This window comes from Fontibacillus phaseoli (genome assembly GCF_003337355.1).
GTDB classification, from domain to species: domain Bacteria; phylum Bacillota; class Bacilli; order Paenibacillales; family Paenibacillaceae; genus Fontibacillus; species Fontibacillus phaseoli.
Genome location: NZ_QPJW01000001.1, coordinates 114,631 through 132,451, shown reverse-complemented (window position 1 = coordinate 132,451; position 17,821 = coordinate 114,631). Strand labels below are relative to the sequence as shown.

Here is a 17,821-nt window from a genome sequence, read left to right as displayed (position 1 = left end):
CCTTCGAGCCGTAAGTTCATTATAGTTGCCCTACCTTTCAGTTAAACATGGTTAACCTTAACATTACCTTAAGATTTCTCCAGCAATCCGGCTGTCAATCCTGAACATTGTGCCGGGAACGAAAATACTGCGACTTTGCGGGTCGAGGCATTGGAGCATAAGTTCCTGCGCATCTACTACGCCCGTGTTATAGAACACCTGATTAAACTGGACTCAGAAGCATGGTCACATTTTATTTTGAATGATTCACACGACTGCGCGAAAAATTGGCAGGTTTGATAACTGACATATTTAGTTGTTTGACATTGATTTGGCTTTTCTACTTGCACTTTGGACAAAACAACGGGAAGTTTTTTAGATCCATATCTTCTCGCATCTGAATCCGCGTTCCACTTTGGCAAATAGGACAGAACAACCATTCCAACTTCAATAATATATCACCCCAACAAATTCTTTCCGGAAAAGGGGCTGTCCAATAAGTCCCTAAAACAAAACATCCATGGTGTTTAACCGCAACCCTGACATGAAAATGAAGTCATGCTGGGTTTAGCGGTTTTCTGTTTTTCCATACTGGTAAGGAACGTAATTGGAATAAACACGTTGTTTTTTATGGTGGTTCGACCTTGCAAACAAAACAATGAGGACTCGAAGCGTGTAAGGAGATTACACACCTTGCTATGGAGAAGTACCGGTATTTACTGGCGCCCCGTTTACAATGTGTTAGAAGGCTACTTCGACATTACTCTGGCTAACGCACAGCGAATTAAAAACGTACCGGGACGGAAAACCGATGTATCTGATGCCGAATGGATTGCCAAGCTCCTTCTTCACGGTTTGGTCGAGCCAAGCTTCGTTCCTCCCTCTGAGCTTCGTGAGCTCACTCGCCTTTGCAAGAAACAGGTTGGCGGTTTAACCGCAAAGAAGAACCGACTCCAAAAGGTTCTAGAGTGTGCCAACATTAAACTTGGAACGGTCATTAGCGATGTCTTCGGTGTTTCCGGACGCAATCTCCTAATACGATTAATGGAGCAAGGTTTTATTGAGTCCGGCAAAATTGAAGCACGCATGAAAGGAACAATCAAGAAGAAAGTCTCCGCACTAGCGAATTCGCTGTTCGGCACACTAGATGAACACGAGCTTTTTATGATCCGGTTTCTGTGGAATGAAATCGCAATTTACGAAGAGTCTATTCGCCAACTGGATGAACGGATCGAGGAATATCTCAACAGTTACAAAGAAGAGATTGATGGCACTCATGCAAACGATACCCGGCGTAAAACGTACAACAGCGGCGAGCATCTTGGCAGAGATGGGGACGAACATGGTGCAATTTCCAACAGCAGCCCACCTGGCTTCCTGGGCTGGTGTGGCTCCCGGAAATCACGAAAGTGCGGGTCAAAAAAAAGTACACGCACCGTGAAAGGTAACCCCCACATCAAAACCGCATTGGCGAAGCTGCTTGGGCTGCATTGAAAGCCCAAAATACACGACTATCTACGAAGTTTTGGTCATTAGCTTCACGTCGCGGCAAGAAAAAGGGCTTTGGTGGCTCTCGCCAAGAAAATGCTAGTCATTCTCTACCACATGCTCAAAACGAAGCAAGCCAACGTTGAACGAGACCACTGCTAAATATGTAACTTAAAAATATAGACGGATGTATGGAAGATAAACAGGGTACCGAATATTCCGGTTCCCGGGCATCCTCTTGTCCTTTTTCCGCTCTCCTTCGACGTAGAAAGATAAACCCATCATAGTGCGGACTTCTTTTCTCAGAAAAAAAGTTGGGCTGGAAACCACCGTGTTTTCCACCCAACTTTTTTATGTGCTTGTTTATGCAGGAAAGCAGCGAGGCGGATGCCTGCTATCTTCAGTAGATTGTGGGCTAAGGCCACAATTTCCAAACTCGATGTGTACCTTGTCTAGTGCTCGCAAGGAGAACCGACGGAACGACCGGTTGCCCTTAATGTGACCAAATACACTTTCCACCTCGACTTTGCGTCGAGCATAGATGGCTGATTTCTCGCCATCCTCAAGGGCTTTTTCGGCCTTTGCTTTTAACTCTTCCCAGATCGTATTCCAATGGACCTGGCGTTTACCCTTTGCCTTCGTGCAGCTTGCCTTGAATGGACAATCTCCCAATCCTCACATTCATAATTGTAAAAGCTTTGCTCCAGGCCCGAAGCGTTCTTTTTCGTTTGGTATTTCTTAAAAGTGCACGTAGCGGCCATTCGGGCAAACAAAGCGGTCATTGCACGCGTCATACATCCAGTTAGCGGCGTTCCTTCTCTTTCATGTAGCTTCCTTAAGGGATAAGAAAATCAAAACGCGGCTCTTTTCTTCGCCAACCGCGTACAGATAGTTTTCCTCACTGCCATAGCCCGCATCGGCAAAAAAGACACAGCCAATCGCTCCAAATGTGGAATGAAGCAGCGTGTATCCATCGGCCGCTGATGAAGACTGTAAAACAGATTCCTTCGATCATCTCATCAATGACATGCGCCACATGATGGGCAGGAATATACATCTCCAGATCCAGAATCATCTGAGCCTGTTTGTTATCATAGTCTTTAAAGGTGGGTGCAAGGGTTCGTTGGAAACCATCTTTTCTTCCAAGCCCTCTAGAGGAGGCGTCAGCTCCGTGATATACTGTTCGGTAGTAGCCGTTTAATTATGCAAAAAAATCGCCTCTTCCTGAGCTGGTGGTGTGGTAACTTCTATTCTACAGGAAAAGACGGTTTTTTTTGTTCTATTTTTTCATTCAACAAAAGCGGGGCTTCCAGCAGTCAGTTTTCACTGACTTTCTGGACAGCCCCATCGGTTTTGGGGCTTATTTGCCGGATGACTTAATCTCTTGAAATTTTGTCACGTACTGGGCCGCCAAATCCGTGATCTGGTCGTAACGCCCTTGCGCCGCCGGTAGGCATGATGTTCAGGTGCGGCATTGGGCCTCTTACGGCCTTGACGAAATCCTCTCCGTACGCGCTGCCGGGGAACAGTTTTAATACATCGGCCCAAATTTCATCGCTTCTTTGATCTCGCCGAGCGTTTGCACCCCGGGCATATATGGAATGCCGTACAAATTGCAAAGCTTTGCCGTTTCTTCCTCGAACGATGGGCTGACGACGAACTCGGCTCCTGCCAGCAAAGCGATTCGGGCGGTCACCGGATCCAGTACGGTCCCGGCTCCAATCACCGCCGAATCACCTCGTCGGCTGATGGAGTGGTAAAGGTGACTTCGATATTCGTAAGTCCGCCCGCCCTTAACGCAAGCTTCGGACATTTTGAAGGCATCGTCGGCGTTATCAGCACGAATGACGGCTACCACGCCTACGGAAATTGAGTCAATCTTTTTAAACTCATCCCATAACACCGGTTCATAGAGCTGTCATTGTCAAACATCAGAATTATATGATATTTTATTTAGCCAAGTGAAAGCGCTGCATTATCCAAAGGAGGAAGTATTATGAACAAGTCATTATCCGTAATTACCTTCGGTGAAGCGATGGCCATGTTTTACGCCAACGAAGCCGGCGAATTGCATGAGGCAGCATCCTTTTCCAAAGCGCTTGCCGGAGCGGAAAGCAACGTAGCGGTAGGCTTGAGCCGTCTTGGTCATCCTACCGGGTACGTGACCAAGCTTGGGGAAGATAACTTAGGCAAGTTTATTATAAACATCCAAAACGAAGAGGGCGTCGATACGTCCCGCGTTATTTTCACAAAAGAACATGCCACCGGCATGCTTATGAAATCCAACGTGATGAGCGGAGATCCGAAAGTGGAATACTTCCGCAAGAATTCGGCGGCTTCCACGTTAAGCGTGGCGGATTTCGACGAAGCGTATTTCGACGGCGCCAGACATTTGCACGTCACCGGGATCTCGGCCGCTTTATCGCCGTCCATGCTGGAATTCTCCCATCACGCCATAGACTACATGAAGCTGCGGGGCAAAACGGTTTCGCTGGACCCCAACCTGCGTCCGGTATTATGGCCGGATAAGGAGACGATGGCTCGGACCATCAATGCCTTGGCAGTCAAAAGCGACTGGTTCCTGCCGGGAATCGGCGAAGCAAAAATACTTACCGGATTAACAGAACCGGAACATATTGCAGACTATTACTTGGATCTTGGCGTTTCACTGGTGGTTATCAAGATGGGGCCGCAAGGAGCTTATTATAAATCTCGTCAGACCGAGGGATTTGCCGAAGGATTCAAGGTGGAGCGCGTGGTCGACACGGTCGGAGCAGGGGACGGTTTCGCTACCGGCGTCATTAGCGGGCTTCTGGAGGATCTTGGCGTGCATGCGTCCGTCAGCCGTGGAAACGCGATTGGGGCACTTGCGATCCAGTCGCAGGGCGACATGGACGGCCTTCCGACGCGGAGCGAGCTTGAACGCTTTTTGGCGACCGCAAGCCACTAAGATTAACAATGATATTCTGAAAGAAAATCGTTCATTTCCCGATTCCTATCCTAAAAACGTAAAATAGTCGATTATGGAAAAATGCAAAAGCCGGTGATCAAGATCATCCTGATCACCGGCTTCCATGGTGACGCATAATTCCGGCTGACCTAGACGGGAAATCATCTGTAAAATTTCCAGAAACGTAATGCCCAGAATAACAAAGCGTATGAATACCACGAAATTTCCCAATTCAAAAAACCAAATCCGAAAGTCCCTCCCCATGGGAAAAGTGCAAAGGAATTCCTTCAGGTACTAAGCTGAATCGCTACCCTTGGTCTAAATTAGAAGAGCCTCTATTGAAACCCACAAACAAAAAATACAAGGTTAAAACGGTATATTAAACCAACAGTACCCTAACGATTTTTCGTAACTTTCCTTGATACATAAGTACATTCTTTCTTTTTTGCCTTCTCATTCTTAATACGGAAGCCCTTAAACGACCCGCAGCTTTTTATATTAATCTAACCGGCCGCCTTTTGGATATTTAAGGCTTTCTTGTTCGAATTTCCGGATCTGATATTGCCGTTAATAATCCCGCCTAAAATAACGATCACTCCAATCCACTGAGGCAAGCTTATTGGTTCAGCCAGCACCAAAGAGGACATGGTAACGACAACCGGCAGTTCGGATGCCGTCAGGATGGTTCCCAACCCTGAACCGACATGCGGCATTCCAATGGAAAACAAAAGGGGCGGAAGGACGACCCCGAATATACCCAATACCAATCCATAAGGAATCACCCCCATCAATACCTCCAAATCAAACAAAAACGTGGGCGGAAATGCGATAAATACGGTTATTACTCCCCCCGTGGAAAGAAGAGCGCTTTTTAATATGGGAGGGGCTTCCTTTTCAACAAAGCTACTCAAAAAAACGAATGAGGAAAAAGATAATGCAGCAAGCAATCCCCAAATGCTTCCCTGCCAAGACAACGCCATGCGTTCCTGAAACAGCAGATTGGCTGCCAAAATAGATCCGATTAGTAGCATTACAATGGAGATAAGCTTACTCTTTGTCGGTTTTTTCTTATGGAACACCCACTCCAATAGGGCCCCGATCCAAACAAATTGGAACAAAAAAACAATGGCAAGTGAAGCATTCAGGGTTTGTAAGGCTTGATAATAAAATATGCCCGTTAACCCGAACGGAATTCCGGACAGAATAAGTTTTGAGATTTGTAAAGAAGTTAATTTTTTCTTTTTGGTAAATAAAACGGCAAGCCAGGCAAGTACAACTCCGAAAAAATACTGTCCTCCGGTTACTACCGACACTGTAAAACCAGCTGCATACGCCAATTTAACAAATGTGGACAATATCCCGTAACAACAGCCTCCTAAAAAAACAATCAACGCATAGTGCCAGAATTTCATGATAGTCCTCCCTTTTTGAATGCAAAAAAAACCACACAAATGGCCAGTAAGGCCTTTGTGTGGCGAAAATAGAGATCGATCTCCAGAAAAGTCCACATCCAAAATCAATTTTTAGTATTCCGTTTCGAAAAACAGTATAAAAGCACACTTTAGTCGTTGTCAAGCTTTCTCTTATTTTCGTTATCGATAGAATTCAGTCAGATCTTCGAACAGTCGTTTAATAATTTCAAGCTCGGCTTCGCTATATCTTTCCAAAAACTCGTACATTCTTTGCTCTTCCTTCGTATGGAGCTCATCATGAGCGGCAAACAGCTTTTTCCCGACAGGCGTAAGCCGAAAGTACACTTCCTTTTTGTTGTCGTTGAGCTGGGCTTTTCGAACCCAACCTGCCTCGAGTAACTTTTTGGCGATCTTGGAGGTGTTCCCTTTGCTTAAATTTAACCTTTCCGCGATGGAAGTGAGATTGATCGGCTCTTGCTCTCCGATGCACGCAATGGTGTGCAGCTCCGTCATATTCAAGCTAAAGTCCGCATCTATATGCTTGCGGATATCCTCAAGGTAAGTGGATGCTATTCGGGTTTCATATTGTTCTTTTTGCTGAAGAAACCGAATGAAAAATTCATGTATTGCGGCTTTGTTTCGGTTGGAAGTACCCATAGTTCTGCTGGCTCCTCGACTCATTTTCAACATTATATCATAGATTATTTCCCTAGAAACAATAGTGACCGATTAGACCGTTAGTTGACACAATAAAGTGTGGACAGTACAATAAATATTGTTTCATAAGAAACTATGTTAATTGTTTTAATAATGGATTTAAATGATTTAATGTCTAATAAATTCATTCTAATGAAACTATAAATCGTCAAGAAGGTTCTTTGTTTTTTCAGAAACAATTGTCCGTGGCTGGGGGAAGAGTCATAAATACGGAAGCGGAAGCCCATAGATGATTAAACAATCAACTCAAGGCAGTTATTTTACTTGGAAGGCAGGAATGTGAATGAGCGTGGAATCCATAATCAAAGAGCGTAGAAGCATACGGAAGTTCGCCGATCAAGCTGTGCCGGATCATTTGATGCAAGAGTTATTTAATCGGGCGGCGGTTTCGTGCGACCCACAAATGCTGCAATCCATGCGGCTTATTATAGCCCTGCAAAACGAGTCCAAAAATCGCTTGTCGCATTACATGCTGGATTCCTTTACTGCTACCCGAATGGGAAAACTCATTCCCCGTTCCGTGAAAGAGACGATGGCTAAGTTTTTTTCCGAGGTCCCCGGTCTCTTGGTCATAGTAGTGGATGACCATGATTCGCAGCAACAGAAAGATATGCATTATGCGAATGCTTGCTTTTTCCTGCAAAACTTGCAGCTTTTGGCTTGGGAGAAGGGCATCGGCATGTTTTGGCGTTCGGATGAAATGTTGTATACCAAACCTTTCTTCGAACAACTGGGCATCTCGGACCGGGAACGATTGGTAGGTATTTTGCTCTTCGGTTTCATCGAAAAAACGCCTCGCCCTAGAAAACGTACGCCAGCCTCCAAGAAGTGGCTACACTGGCCGCAAATCTGATTTCTTTGGTTTCATTGGGACTTTGAAAGGAGGAGAAGAATGCCTTGTCTATAACGAGTTTATTGGGGAAAAGTTGCCGGCCGGGTCGTTTTGAACAGAAAGAAGTTGAACCCGAATTAATTCTGAAACTGTTGGAAACAGCCGTATGGGCACCGAATGATGGCTTGAGGGAGCCTTGGCGGTTTCTGTTCGTGGAAGGTGAAAAAGGGAGAGAAGCGATGCCGCTCCACCGCGAGGCACCGGCTCATCTTGTCGTCATTGCGGATGCAGTAGACGATATGCACAAGCAAGAGGAGGATTTAGCCGCCGTATTCTGCTTGATTCAAAACATGAGATTGCTTGGTTTGGAACAAAACATCGGCATGTTAATTTGTATGGATGATTGGATACACGATTCCTCATTGCGCCAAAGATTAGGAATCCGGGATCATGAACGAATTGCTGCAATTCTTGATATCGGTTATGCGGAAATCGGAGACACAACTAAAGAAATTCATACCTCTAGGCTTCGTATTAGCGAATGTTAACAGACAAGCGATTTCGGCGGCTTGAATTCATATGGGTAAGGAAAGTGCCTAAACTGAGATATCTCGGGCGCAGTGCTCCTCCCCGTTGCTCGATGAATACGCTACTGCAGCTCCTATTGAAGACTTTCTAAGTACTTATTGAGCACTTATTGAGTACTTATTGAGTTCTTATTGAGTACTTATTGAGTACTTATTGAGTACTTATTGAGTACTTATTGAGTACTTATTGAGTACTTATTGAGTACTTATTGAGTACTTATTGAGTACTTATTGAGTACTTATTGAGTACTTATTGAGTACTTATTGAGCACTTATTGAAGCTATTTGAGATCTTCACTACTGAAGCCCACTCTTGAGAAATAATGCAATAATACAGCAATTTGAGGCGATTCATCGTACCCCAGCAAAAATCCTGCAAATGTGCATCTTTTTCGCTCAGTAGTGCCTCTTTTCTATATATGCCAACAAAAAATAGTGCACTTTTGCAGCAATTTACTTCATTTCCCCATTTTCCAGCTAAAAATAATGTATTTTTGCAGCAATTTGCTGAGTATAGGCTGAGAGTGAACTATTTAACAAAATGCATGCTTGAGTTTATTATCCAACGCAAGTGATTTCTCGACAATCATGCCAATCACTCTTCTGCAATGCAAGATAACCCGCTCCGCGGAACGATTGTTGCGGATAAATAAATTTCTTTGGCTGCAGTAGTGACGAAGATGCTGTCATTGAACGAAAACGGAACAAGCAAGCGACCCGGATGGATCGCTTGCTTGTCGTTGTGAACGATTAGAGAAGCTTCTGCTGCATCATATCGATCAACGCCGCCGCTTCTTGCCTAAGAAGAGGGTCCCGCGGTTTATAATCGACTTTTCCGCCGCTCGCTTCGACTTCGGGACCGTAGAGTTCCCGGCTGACCACGTACTGAACGCCTTCCGAAGCCCATGGAGCGACCGGCCTCTTCAAGTCTGCTTGGGCGGGCGCGGCATCCATGGCGAATTTGACCAGGCGCCAGATGAAGATCGCTGCCTCTTCGCGCCGGATCGGCTCATCCGTTCCGAACGCCCCGCCCGGCCGCGCCTTACTATTTCGAATAACGCTAAAGGTGGTCTCTCCGGCACACATTAGCGGCGCAGCATCTTCGATCTTCAAAGGCAACCATGTATTCAGCATATCCTCCGTCCATGGTTAGGCCCGTCACATGGTTATTACCTCCATGCCCTCCAATGCCTACTCGTTGTCCAACCTTCCATTGAATTGAACCGGCTCCAAGCTCCTTTACAATACCGATAACTTCATGACCCGGAATCCGCGGATACTCAGGAGCGAATCCACTAATAGCTATCGAGTCCCCGTTACATACGCCGCAAGCTTCTACACGAAGGTGCACTTGTCCTTCTCCCGGTTGAGGCACGGGAATATCAACTAACCTCATTTTTTCTCCTTTACCCGGGATTTGTATAGCATTCATCATTTTCATGCATCTTTCCTCCTACAATTCGGATGCGGAATCATGATTCATATATAACAAAAGGAACCGGAAGTACACATTTTGCGCTCCCGGTTCCTCTCTTAGTATTTTTGATTTAATTATTTGCTTTTCTAAAGGGGCTAGATGATTTAATTAATAAGCACTGTAAATTCGAATTTCCGGTTCAGCTTGAAGAAGAAGTTTAAGCCCAGCTACGACATCCTTGTTAAATAGTTTACTTTCCAAATAAGCCTTGGCATCTGCAGCACTGCAGAATCCGTGAAGCACTTGAACATCTTCGTCACGAACCAACAATTCCTTAGAAACAAAACCCCGGTAATTCCTGTTAGGAACGGCTCTCTGTATGTAGTGTACACCTCTAATCAATTTATCAATCAATTAATCCTTTAGTATTTGAGAACGATATTTACTTCTTTTATGCAATTTCAATTTTACATTTAATAAATGAACGAAACATGTTAAAATTCAATTATTCAATTGATTGACACCTAATAATTGAAAGGAGCATACTTGGATGAATTGGAAAGAAATCACTACTCTTGAAGAATGGAACGAGATCGTTAAGAAATCATCGACGCGGGGACAAGTTATTCTCAAACATAGTACGACCTGTCCGGTTAGCTCCAATGCGCTTCATGAATATGAACAATATTTGAAGGACACTGCGAATGAACAAATAGATTATACACTTGTTAAAGTTATCGAATTCCGTTCCATATCAAATCAAATTGCAGAAGATTTAGGCTTGAAGCATGAATCACCCCAAATTATTTTTGTGAAAGACCAATCTAAATATTGGTCTGCATCGCACTGGGCGGTTACAAAGGCACACATGACAGCAGTATTAAACTGATTATCCAATGGGTAAGTCCTTCAGATAATTCATACTAATTAACTGAAAGAATCGAGGTAGTGAGTTATTATGGAAGACATGCTAAATTATGCAAAGGTCCATAATTCTGTTAGACTTACGACCAAAAGAAGAATATGAGACTGGCCATATAGCTGGCGCAATTTCGGTCCCTATTGAGGAACTTGAGACATTTATTCGTGAGTTACCGCAAAATACGGAAATTATTGCTTACGGCAGAGGTCCTTTATGTGTCTACTCGGCTTTGGCTACCCAAAAATTGCAAACCGAAGGCTTCACTGCCTATCGAATGGAAGAAAGCTTAAATGAATGGCAAGATCATTTTCAATGATTGAGTCTTCATTTTGTCAAAACTTTTCAATTGATTTTCTGCAGAAAAAAGAACTCCCCATTTTACGGAAGTTCTTTTTTTATTTTTCAAGTAATGCACTCGTTTGTTGAAGATCCAAGTAAAATTATCATCTCTCAATGAGACACTCAGTACGTTTTTTAACGTTTGAAGATCTTCCTCAGAAATATGCAAGGAAATCAATTATATGAATCAGAGTCATTCTTGTTACTTTTTCTTAAGGTTGTAGTCACGAACGGTGTCACTTGTCCCCTCTGGCCAACATGGAAAAATAACTCCTCTCAACGGGTGAAACAGACTTGGATTTCGGCTCCCCCATCCTGTTCTCCAATAAGCCGTCCTGCCCTTCACCCGGGCAGTCCTGTCGGAATCTCCCTTCCTCCAACTTCATGTCGATAAAATCGACAACCTGTTGCAGCGAGGCGATTTGGCTGACAATATTTTTCCGGTGGCTCCTTAAGAGTTCCACCAGTTCGGGATATTCTGCGGGATCGGTATCGATGGAGACCCCCAAAAAAGGCCTCATTTCCTCTAGCGGCATCCCCGTTTTTTTCAGGCAGGCGATCAGCCGGATCGTATCGATGTCCTCCTGTCGATAGATGCGATGTCCGTTGTCCTTACGCCTTGCACGAGGCAGCAGCGCGATCTTTTCGTAATAACGGATTGTATCCTCAGTAATTCCGGTTTGCTCGGCAGTTTGTTTTATCGAAAAGGTCTGCTCTTCCTTCATCCTGTTCCCTCCATAGATTGTTTTTTTATGCATTATACATCTTGGAGCTGGCTCCAAGTCAAGTTGCTTGTTTTTAGGAAAAACTTTGATTTTTACGCCTTGACTTGGAGTCGACTTCAAGTTGTAGTATTTGCGCTATCAAGGCAAATATTTCGATATCAGGAGGAGATGCACAATGAACAAGAACCCGCGTGAGCATATCGCATTAATAACAGGCGCAAGCGCCGGGATCGGGTTGGAATTAACCCGGAAATTGCTGTCGGAGGACTGGCAAGTGGTTGCTTTGAACCGCTCCGACTTTCCAAAGGAGGATATGAGCATCCAGAATGCGGTCAAAAGTGGATTGCTTCGAATTTATAAAACAGGCGATCTTGCCGATTATGTCAGCTTGAGACGTACTTTGGAAGAGATCAAAAGTAAAGAGCCGCGAATCGATATTTTGTTCAATAACGCCGGCGGGTCCTTTCCCGAGCTAAGCTATTCGAAACAAGGACGCGAGAGGCATTATGAGCTGTTGACGGTCGTTCCGTATATTTTACTGATGGAGTTGAAGGAGCTCCTGAAAATCAGCAGCTTTAAAACGGTGATCAATACCTCATCCTCCGCGCTAAAATTTACGAATGAGTTTACGATCGATATCCTGGAACGTCCCAAAACCTTCCGCAAGCTGATCGGTCCTTACGCCACCTCTAAGCTAGCTCTTTCACTGTGGACTCAAGCCATCGCGCCGAAGCTTGCCGAAGACGACATCATGATCCGCAGCGTCGACCCAGGCGGCAATAATACGCTAAAAAAAGGGAAAACATCCGGATTGCCTCTCTTGGTTGGAGTATTAATGAAGTTATTTTTCCCGCCGCCAACTCACGGCGCCAACAAGCTGTATGAAGGGGCTCTCGGGGAACACCGGAATAAAACCGGCGTGTTTTTGGTGAAAGGCCAGGTTGCGGAATTAAAATTTTCAGACCAGGCGCGGAGCGTTTTGGAAAGGCTACAAACGATTTATGAACACGATTTTTTGCAACGGAATTTATAACCTTCGGCGGGATGAACCTGTCCTTTGGTTACGCGGAAATAGAAAAGATCGCAGATACTATCTCTGCGATCTTTTTACAAAATTGAGAAATCCAAGCGGACAAAATATATAAGCAGATTCTAGGGGAAACGGATGAATCGTGCGTTTGCTCATATTCGTCCCGATCAAAATTTTTCCCACCCGAATATCGGCCTCATAAACTTGCGAAGGTAATAAGCCATTACGGTCGCCCAGGTCCATGAATTGCGCTTATTCTGGATGTATTGATCATTGATAATATACGTCCGAGTGGAAGTAGGGCTCTTCAGACCGAACTTCTCCCACTTCGCCGGATCATTCGAACCTCCGAGCTTTGCAAGCATATCCGCCGACTCTCTATTTACGTTGTCCATAATCTGCTCGTATGCTTCAGTAATTTGCGCATGAAATTCGTCGATCGGATTGCGGCTGGCAAGGCTCTCCAAGTGGATGCCTTCGCGAAGGTAAGAAACGTATGCCAGATGGTTAGACCAGAGCTTATCGATATAAAAAAGCCGTACCCGCTGCTCCGAAGGGCTCAGCGGCTTCTCGCCTTTCAAAATTCCGAGCCGCTCCCAGTATAGAATACGCCTCTGATCCTCCACCATATCCGAATAACAGTTCAGTTCCTGGTGGATATCGAAGTTTTGCCCCATAACAATGCGTTGAATACGCGTGATTTTGCTGCGGAGTCCCGGCTCTTCGAGCGCCTCATCCTGTCTGGGAGCGCGAACCGTTTTATGCATACCGAACTGTAGCAGCAACTCATCCTCCAAACTTACGAAGAATACGGAAGCTCCAGGGTCGCCTTGGCGGCCGGAACGCCCGCGCAATTGGTCGTCGATCCGCACACTTTCGTTAACATGTGTACCAATTACGTACAACCCGCCTAGCTTGGCGACAACTTCAGCTTGCATGGGGTTGCCGCCGCCAAGCCGAATGTCGACGCCGCGCCCCGCCATATTCGTAGACACCGTCACGGCACCGACTTCTCCCGCTTTGGCCACGATTTCAGCTTCTTCTGCGTCATTCTTCGCATTCAGAACATGGCAAAGTACGCCAGCAACCGCCAGCGCCTCCGCCAGCTTGTCAGACTCTTCGACGCTTGACGTGCCAATCAGAATGGGACGTCCCGCCCTATGGACAGACAAGATTTCTTGGATAAGCGCCTTGAATTTGGCTTCTTTATGGGTGTAGATCCGGTGTGGATGGTCGATCCGTATATTTGCCCGGTTCGGCGGGATTTGCACGACCTGCAACCTATAAGTATCTTCGAAATCCATTGCGGAAGCCTGCGCGGTAGCCGTCATTCCGCAAATACTTGGGTACAGGCTAATGAAGTGTTGAATGGTGATTGTCCCAAGAATTTTCCCGCCGGCTGTCCACTGCAGCCCTTCTTTGGCCGCTAGCGCGGCTTGCAGCCCGTCCGGCAAATATCTGTTCTCGGCCACGCGGCCGGTATATTCTTCGATCAGCTCGATTTTACCGTCCCGGACGATGTAATCGACGTCTTTTTTTAATAACGATTCCACATGCAGCGCACAATTCAATGATGTTAACAAATGACTATTATGGCTATCGTACAAATTACCGCATCCCAGCATCGACTCCGCTTTCTCGGCGCCTGCTTCATTCAAGTAAACGTTCCGCTGAAAATCGTCGAAGTCGTAATGCTCTACTTGCTGTAGCTGCCGAGCCACTTCTGCGAAACGAGTACCGTCGCTCTTGGAAGAGCCCGGCTCGCCGGCGATAACTAGCGGTACCCGCGCTTCGTCGAGAAGCAGCGAATCCGCTTCGTCGACGATGACGTAGTGGAAAGGACGATGCACGGTATCGGCTTCGTGTAGCGCTATTGTATCGCGCAAATAATCGAATCCCGCCTCTTTGGCCGTAACATAGGTGATATCCGCGGCGTACGCTTCCCGTTTCTCGGACAAGCTCATGCCAGCCTGAACCGAGCTTACCGTTAACCCGAGGAAACGATAGATCGGGCCCATCCACTCCGCATCTCGCTTTGCCAAATAATCGTTAAAAGTCAGCACATGAACGCCTTCGCCGGTTAGCGCATTTAGATAAGCAGGCATAACAGCGGAGAGTGTTTTTCCTTCACCGGTATGCTGCTCGATCAAAAACCTCTCGTGCAGAGCGATGGCAGCCATGATCTGAACATCGTAAGGCTGTAATCCGAGCTTTCTCTTCGCTGCCTCGCAGACTAACGCATAAGCATCGACAAGCAGTTCATCCAAAGGCGTACCCGATTTTGCTGCCTTTTTCAGCCGGAGAGATTCCGATTGCAGCCGCTGATCGTCCCAAGCTTCCAGGTTTCGTTTCCTGATGAGCTCCACTTTGTCCCGATAGCCTTTCAGCTTTTGCCGGTTATCGTGGTCTTTGAATTCTCGTATCAACTTAACGGCTAAATTCATCGGAATTTGATCCCTCCTCGGTAGAAACACACCATCTACTCATCCTTTAACCGTCGTTGATACAAAACAACAGACACAATCGTTAATACAACCGTCCATACCAATGTAATGAGGAGGGGTTTTAATAAATCTCCCGTCGTAAAGCCTGTATTGCTTATACCTAGCAAACGCACAAGCTGACTGCTTGGCACGTAATCCAGCACTTTGAAGACCGGATAATCCTTCACTAGTAGCGCTCCCCAAGGTGCCCCCATGAATACGAACGCCACAGGAAGTATAGATAATGATGCTTCAAGCAACGTCTTGGAGAATAAACCACATATCGTCCCGGCTGCTGTATAGAGAATAATCGAAAGAATGATTGTTGCCACAAACGCCCATATACTAGCTGGCTCATATCCAAATATAAACGTAGCAATAGCCAGAACAACAGCAGACATGACAAAGACTAAAGAACTTTTACCGATTAGAACATCCAAGGTCGTAGCCGGAGTCATCATTAATGACCGTAAAGTGTTACGCTCCTTTTCTTCCGCAATCAAGCAGGCTTGTGCGAAACATGTTAATAATACAAACGAAGTATTAAAAAGAAAACCGCTGGCTCCAGGCAAAGACGCACCTGCCCCCCGAAAAAGAAATGCGAGGATAATTGGGAAAATCAACATAATGGAGACCGCATAATTGCGAGAAAACTCTTTGTAATCCTTCACAAATATCGCCCGGGCACGTTTTAATGAGATACTCATAGTAACTCACTTCCTGTCATTTTAATAAAGATATCACCTAGACTTGGCTCTTTCGTCTCTAATCGATCAACTAACCCTCGTTTCATCCAATCGGCGATTTGATCAGCCGTTCCCTCATCGATCGGGAGGTCGTAGGCTTCCCCATTGATTAGCTCAACACTAACTATGTTTTCCCGATGCTGCCGTTTAAGTTCCTTTGGTGAGCCGATGGTTTGGATTTGTCCCTGATACAAAATCGCTACACGGTTGCATATCAATTCTGCCTCAGCCATATCATGGGTCGTTAAAAAGATCGTTGTCCCTTTCTCATTTAAGTAGCGTAAGCCTTTATAAATATGCGCTGAGTTTACTGGATCTAAAGCCGAAGTAGGTTCATCTAAAAATAATAATTCCGGCTCATGGATAATTGCGCATGCTAACATGACACGCTGACGCATCCCTTTCGATAAGAGATTGACTTTCTTTTTGCGCTCTCCGCTTAAGTTAACAAACTGCAGAACCTTATCGATCGAAGATCTTGGAAGATCATATAATTGGCGAAACAGCTCCAGATTTTCCTCAATCGATAATCTCTCATATAGACCACTGTTATCCGTCAAAATGCCAAAGCGCATTTTCTGAGCAGACTGATCCATCATTTCTGCCGGCTGGTTAAATACACTTGCCTGTCCGCTTGTCGGATTTAACTGCGCCGTTAAAATCTTTATTAATGTCGTTTTTCCTGAACCACTCGGACCCAGGAAACCAAAAATTTCCCCTTTCGGAATTGAAAAAGACACATCTGCCAATGCATCCTTATTTCCAAATCTCTTTCGAATATGTTCTACTTGGATAACATCCATGAACGCCACTTCCTTGAGAGTTGATGGCTTAAGTTTATAAAAATCGCATGCCTCCAGCCATCAAAACCCGTCGAAATGTAGCTTTTATTGTCTGAATGGTACCATGGAATGCTTGATTGGTCGATATTCCCCCGGAAATTAAAGGTTAAGAAGTACTTTTAATTCCTGCAATTTTGAACGGGATAACGGAACCACGGCATCTTTACCTGTATTTAATCGCAAGCTGTAGCTATTCTTCGTCCATGTAATAATCTCTCTTACTTTTTGCAAGTTAACGATATAGGATCGATGACACCTAAAAAATCCAAAATTCAACAATCTCTGCTCAAGCTCGGTTAGCGTCAAAGCACAGACATAATTTTCTCCACCCACATGAACAAGAATCGAACCATCTATACTTTCTATGTAATCGACTTCCGGCGGATCAAATAAAATCACTTTGTCATTTCTTTTCGTATAAATCTTCTGCAAGGTGATATTGGCCCGATCCTGTTCCTGCATCTCCTGCTTATCCTCTTCCGAGTCCCGAATATCCAGCGGATGAAATCCCAATTCGTTCAATCGATAAATGGCATCGCAGGAAATCATGGCATCCTCTAAATTTGAAGTTAAAATTAAAATCTGCTTCTCTTTCGAAAGGTCATCTAAAATCCGTTTAATATGACAACGATCTTCTTCTTCCAAGTAAAAATAAGGTTCTTCCAATACGAGTGTAGGCTGATGCGCAAAAAAGACACGCAGTAATGTCACATACATTCTTTTCGATGAGCTTAGATCCTTGATTTTTACCTTTCGTTCTTCTTTTAAAGCAAAATAATCCACTAACAGAGCGACCCGCTCATTCCGCTCCGTTACATGGATTAGAAAAGTGATCAGCTCTTCCACCGTTAAATGCATATACTCGTTTTGCCCCGCTCGAAATAAATAATATCGGGAATGATCCTCCAATTGATTCATTAAAAGCTGCTTTCGCTTCAAGTCCGTTATAATGCCAATCGATTGGTTCGATGTCATATCGAATTCGATCTTCGGTAGAAATAATTTCCCATCAAAATAGATTGGTTGAAATTGCATGCCATCCTCCTGGTCAGGCCGATATAGGATATATAACAATTATAAGGTTGGGATACTTTTTTGTCAGTTTCTAATGAAAGAGATAACGACATATCTTCTCTAAGCCTAATCAGAATATAAAAAGTCGTTTGATCCTTATGCTTTACATCCGATCCATCTAGCAGGCTATAGTTAGGAATAGGGAAAGTCCCGGTGTTACCAAGTGGCTTTGCCTTGCTCATCATCATCCGAAAGTCGGGCAACGACGTCAACAAAGAAAAGTAGTCGACCCGGAATAATCCCTTCTGGCGACTACTTTTCAAATAAACTACATTTGA

Annotated in this window: 19 protein-coding genes; 7 read left to right on the top strand and 12 right to left on the bottom strand. The window is 44.9% G+C overall.

Annotated elements, in window-relative coordinates; all coding sequences use genetic code 11:
- Window positions 1-319: 319 nt before the first annotated feature.
- On the bottom strand, window positions 320-415 hold the full coding sequence (locus tag DFP94_RS26245) for a cysteine-rich KTR domain-containing protein (RefSeq protein WP_281269467.1): 96 nt from the start codon (window positions 413-415) through the stop codon (window positions 320-322).
- A gap of 257 nt (window positions 416-672) precedes the next feature.
- On the opposite strand from DFP94_RS26245, the gene DFP94_RS26440 reads away from it, so the two are divergent.
- A complete protein-coding gene (locus tag DFP94_RS26440) occupies window positions 673-1,473 on the top strand; it encodes an IS110 family transposase (RefSeq protein WP_181872982.1) in 801 nt (266 codons plus the stop codon).
- A gap of 357 nt (window positions 1,474-1,830) precedes the next feature.
- Here the strand turns inward: DFP94_RS26440 and DFP94_RS26435 are convergent, their stop codons facing one another.
- Together DFP94_RS26435 and DFP94_RS25815 are read right to left on the bottom strand one after the other, a co-directional pair.
- Window positions 1,831-2,139 (bottom strand): transposase, encoded by a 309-nt coding sequence (locus tag DFP94_RS26435; RefSeq protein WP_114494522.1) that lies wholly within the window; start codon window positions 2,137-2,139, stop codon window positions 1,831-1,833.
- A gap of 859 nt (window positions 2,140-2,998) precedes the next feature.
- Window positions 2,999-3,280, bottom strand: a complete 282-nt coding sequence (locus DFP94_RS25815) for a beta/alpha barrel domain-containing protein (RefSeq protein WP_245954554.1) — start codon at window positions 3,278-3,280, stop codon at window positions 2,999-3,001.
- A 183-nt stretch (window positions 3,281-3,463) separates the two neighbouring features.
- Between DFP94_RS25815 and DFP94_RS00615 the strand changes: the two genes are divergently transcribed.
- Window positions 3,464-4,417, top strand: coding sequence for a sugar kinase (locus DFP94_RS00615; RefSeq protein ID WP_114494521.1), 954 nt, complete (start codon window positions 3,464-3,466; stop codon window positions 4,415-4,417).
- Between the two features lie 503 nt (window positions 4,418-4,920).
- Here DFP94_RS00615 and DFP94_RS00605 read toward each other — a convergent pair.
- Together DFP94_RS00605 and DFP94_RS00600 are read right to left on the bottom strand one after the other, a co-directional pair.
- The gene (locus DFP94_RS00605; RefSeq protein ID WP_114494519.1) at window positions 4,921-5,829 is read right to left on the bottom strand and encodes an EamA family transporter; all 909 of its coding nucleotides are present in this window, start codon (window positions 5,827-5,829) and stop codon (window positions 4,921-4,923) included.
- Between the two features lie 180 nt (window positions 5,830-6,009).
- Window positions 6,010-6,486: a MarR family transcriptional regulator gene (locus tag DFP94_RS00600; protein WP_114494518.1), complete on the bottom strand. Its 477-nt coding sequence runs from the start codon at window positions 6,484-6,486 to the stop codon at window positions 6,010-6,012.
- Window positions 6,487-6,829: 343 nt separating this feature from the next.
- On the opposite strand from DFP94_RS00600, the gene DFP94_RS00595 reads away from it, so the two are divergent.
- On the top strand, window positions 6,830-7,399 hold the full coding sequence (locus DFP94_RS00595) for a nitroreductase family protein (protein WP_114494517.1): 570 nt from the start codon (window positions 6,830-6,832) through the stop codon (window positions 7,397-7,399).
- A gap of 44 nt (window positions 7,400-7,443) precedes the next feature.
- A complete protein-coding gene (locus DFP94_RS00590) occupies window positions 7,444-7,926 on the top strand; it encodes a nitroreductase family protein (protein ID WP_114494516.1) in 483 nt (160 codons plus the stop codon).
- 789 nt (window positions 7,927-8,715) lie between these two features.
- Here DFP94_RS00590 and DFP94_RS25810 read toward each other — a convergent pair.
- Both DFP94_RS25810 and DFP94_RS00585 read right to left on the bottom strand, forming a co-directional pair.
- Window positions 8,716-9,099 carry a hypothetical protein gene (locus DFP94_RS25810; protein ID WP_245954403.1) on the bottom strand — a complete coding sequence of 128 codons (384 nt, stop codon included), beginning with the start codon at window positions 9,097-9,099 and terminating at the stop codon, window positions 8,716-8,718.
- The gene (locus DFP94_RS00585; protein WP_245954552.1) at window positions 9,026-9,361 is read right to left on the bottom strand and encodes an alcohol dehydrogenase catalytic domain-containing protein; all 336 of its coding nucleotides are present in this window, start codon (window positions 9,359-9,361) and stop codon (window positions 9,026-9,028) included. The genes DFP94_RS25810 and DFP94_RS00585 overlap by 74 nt, the downstream gene beginning before the upstream one ends.
- 571 nt (window positions 9,362-9,932) lie before the next feature.
- On the opposite strand from DFP94_RS00585, the gene ytxJ reads away from it, so the two are divergent.
- Window positions 9,933-10,271, top strand: a complete 339-nt coding sequence (ytxJ, locus tag DFP94_RS00575) for a bacillithiol system redox-active protein YtxJ (protein WP_114494515.1) — start codon at window positions 9,933-9,935, stop codon at window positions 10,269-10,271.
- An 88-nt stretch (window positions 10,272-10,359) separates the two neighbouring features.
- Window positions 10,360-10,620, top strand: a complete 261-nt coding sequence (locus DFP94_RS00570) for a rhodanese-like domain-containing protein (RefSeq protein ID WP_114494514.1) — start codon at window positions 10,360-10,362, stop codon at window positions 10,618-10,620.
- Between the two features lie 259 nt (window positions 10,621-10,879).
- Here the strand turns inward: DFP94_RS00570 and DFP94_RS00565 are convergent, their stop codons facing one another.
- Complete coding sequence (locus tag DFP94_RS00565) at window positions 10,880-11,368, bottom strand: MerR family transcriptional regulator (RefSeq protein WP_114494513.1); 489 nt, start codon at window positions 11,366-11,368, stop codon at window positions 10,880-10,882.
- A 175-nt stretch (window positions 11,369-11,543) separates the two neighbouring features.
- Here DFP94_RS00565 and DFP94_RS00560 point away from each other — a divergent pair, with 175 nt between their 5' ends.
- On the top strand, window positions 11,544-12,401 hold the full coding sequence (locus DFP94_RS00560) for an SDR family NAD(P)-dependent oxidoreductase (protein WP_114494512.1): 858 nt from the start codon (window positions 11,544-11,546) through the stop codon (window positions 12,399-12,401).
- Window positions 12,402-12,565: 164 nt separating this feature from the next.
- Here the strand turns inward: DFP94_RS00560 and DFP94_RS00555 are convergent, their stop codons facing one another.
- From DFP94_RS00555 to DFP94_RS00540, 4 genes are all read right to left on the bottom strand, one after another.
- Window positions 12,566-14,842 carry a preprotein translocase subunit SecA gene (locus DFP94_RS00555; RefSeq protein ID WP_114494511.1) on the bottom strand — a complete coding sequence of 759 codons (2,277 nt, stop codon included), beginning with the start codon at window positions 14,840-14,842 and terminating at the stop codon, window positions 12,566-12,568.
- Between the two features lie 35 nt (window positions 14,843-14,877).
- Entirely contained in the window at window positions 14,878-15,588 is a 711-nt protein-coding gene (locus tag DFP94_RS00550) for an ABC transporter permease (RefSeq protein WP_114494510.1), read from the bottom strand.
- Entirely contained in the window at window positions 15,585-16,430 is an 846-nt protein-coding gene (locus tag DFP94_RS00545) for an ABC transporter ATP-binding protein (RefSeq protein WP_114494509.1), read from the bottom strand. Before DFP94_RS00545 ends, DFP94_RS00550 begins: the two co-directional genes overlap by 4 nt.
- 138 nt (window positions 16,431-16,568) lie before the next feature.
- Complete coding sequence (locus DFP94_RS00540; RefSeq protein WP_114494508.1) at window positions 16,569-17,504, bottom strand: LytTR family transcriptional regulator DNA-binding domain-containing protein; 936 nt, start codon at window positions 17,502-17,504, stop codon at window positions 16,569-16,571.
- Window positions 17,505-17,821: the final 317 nt, after the last annotated feature.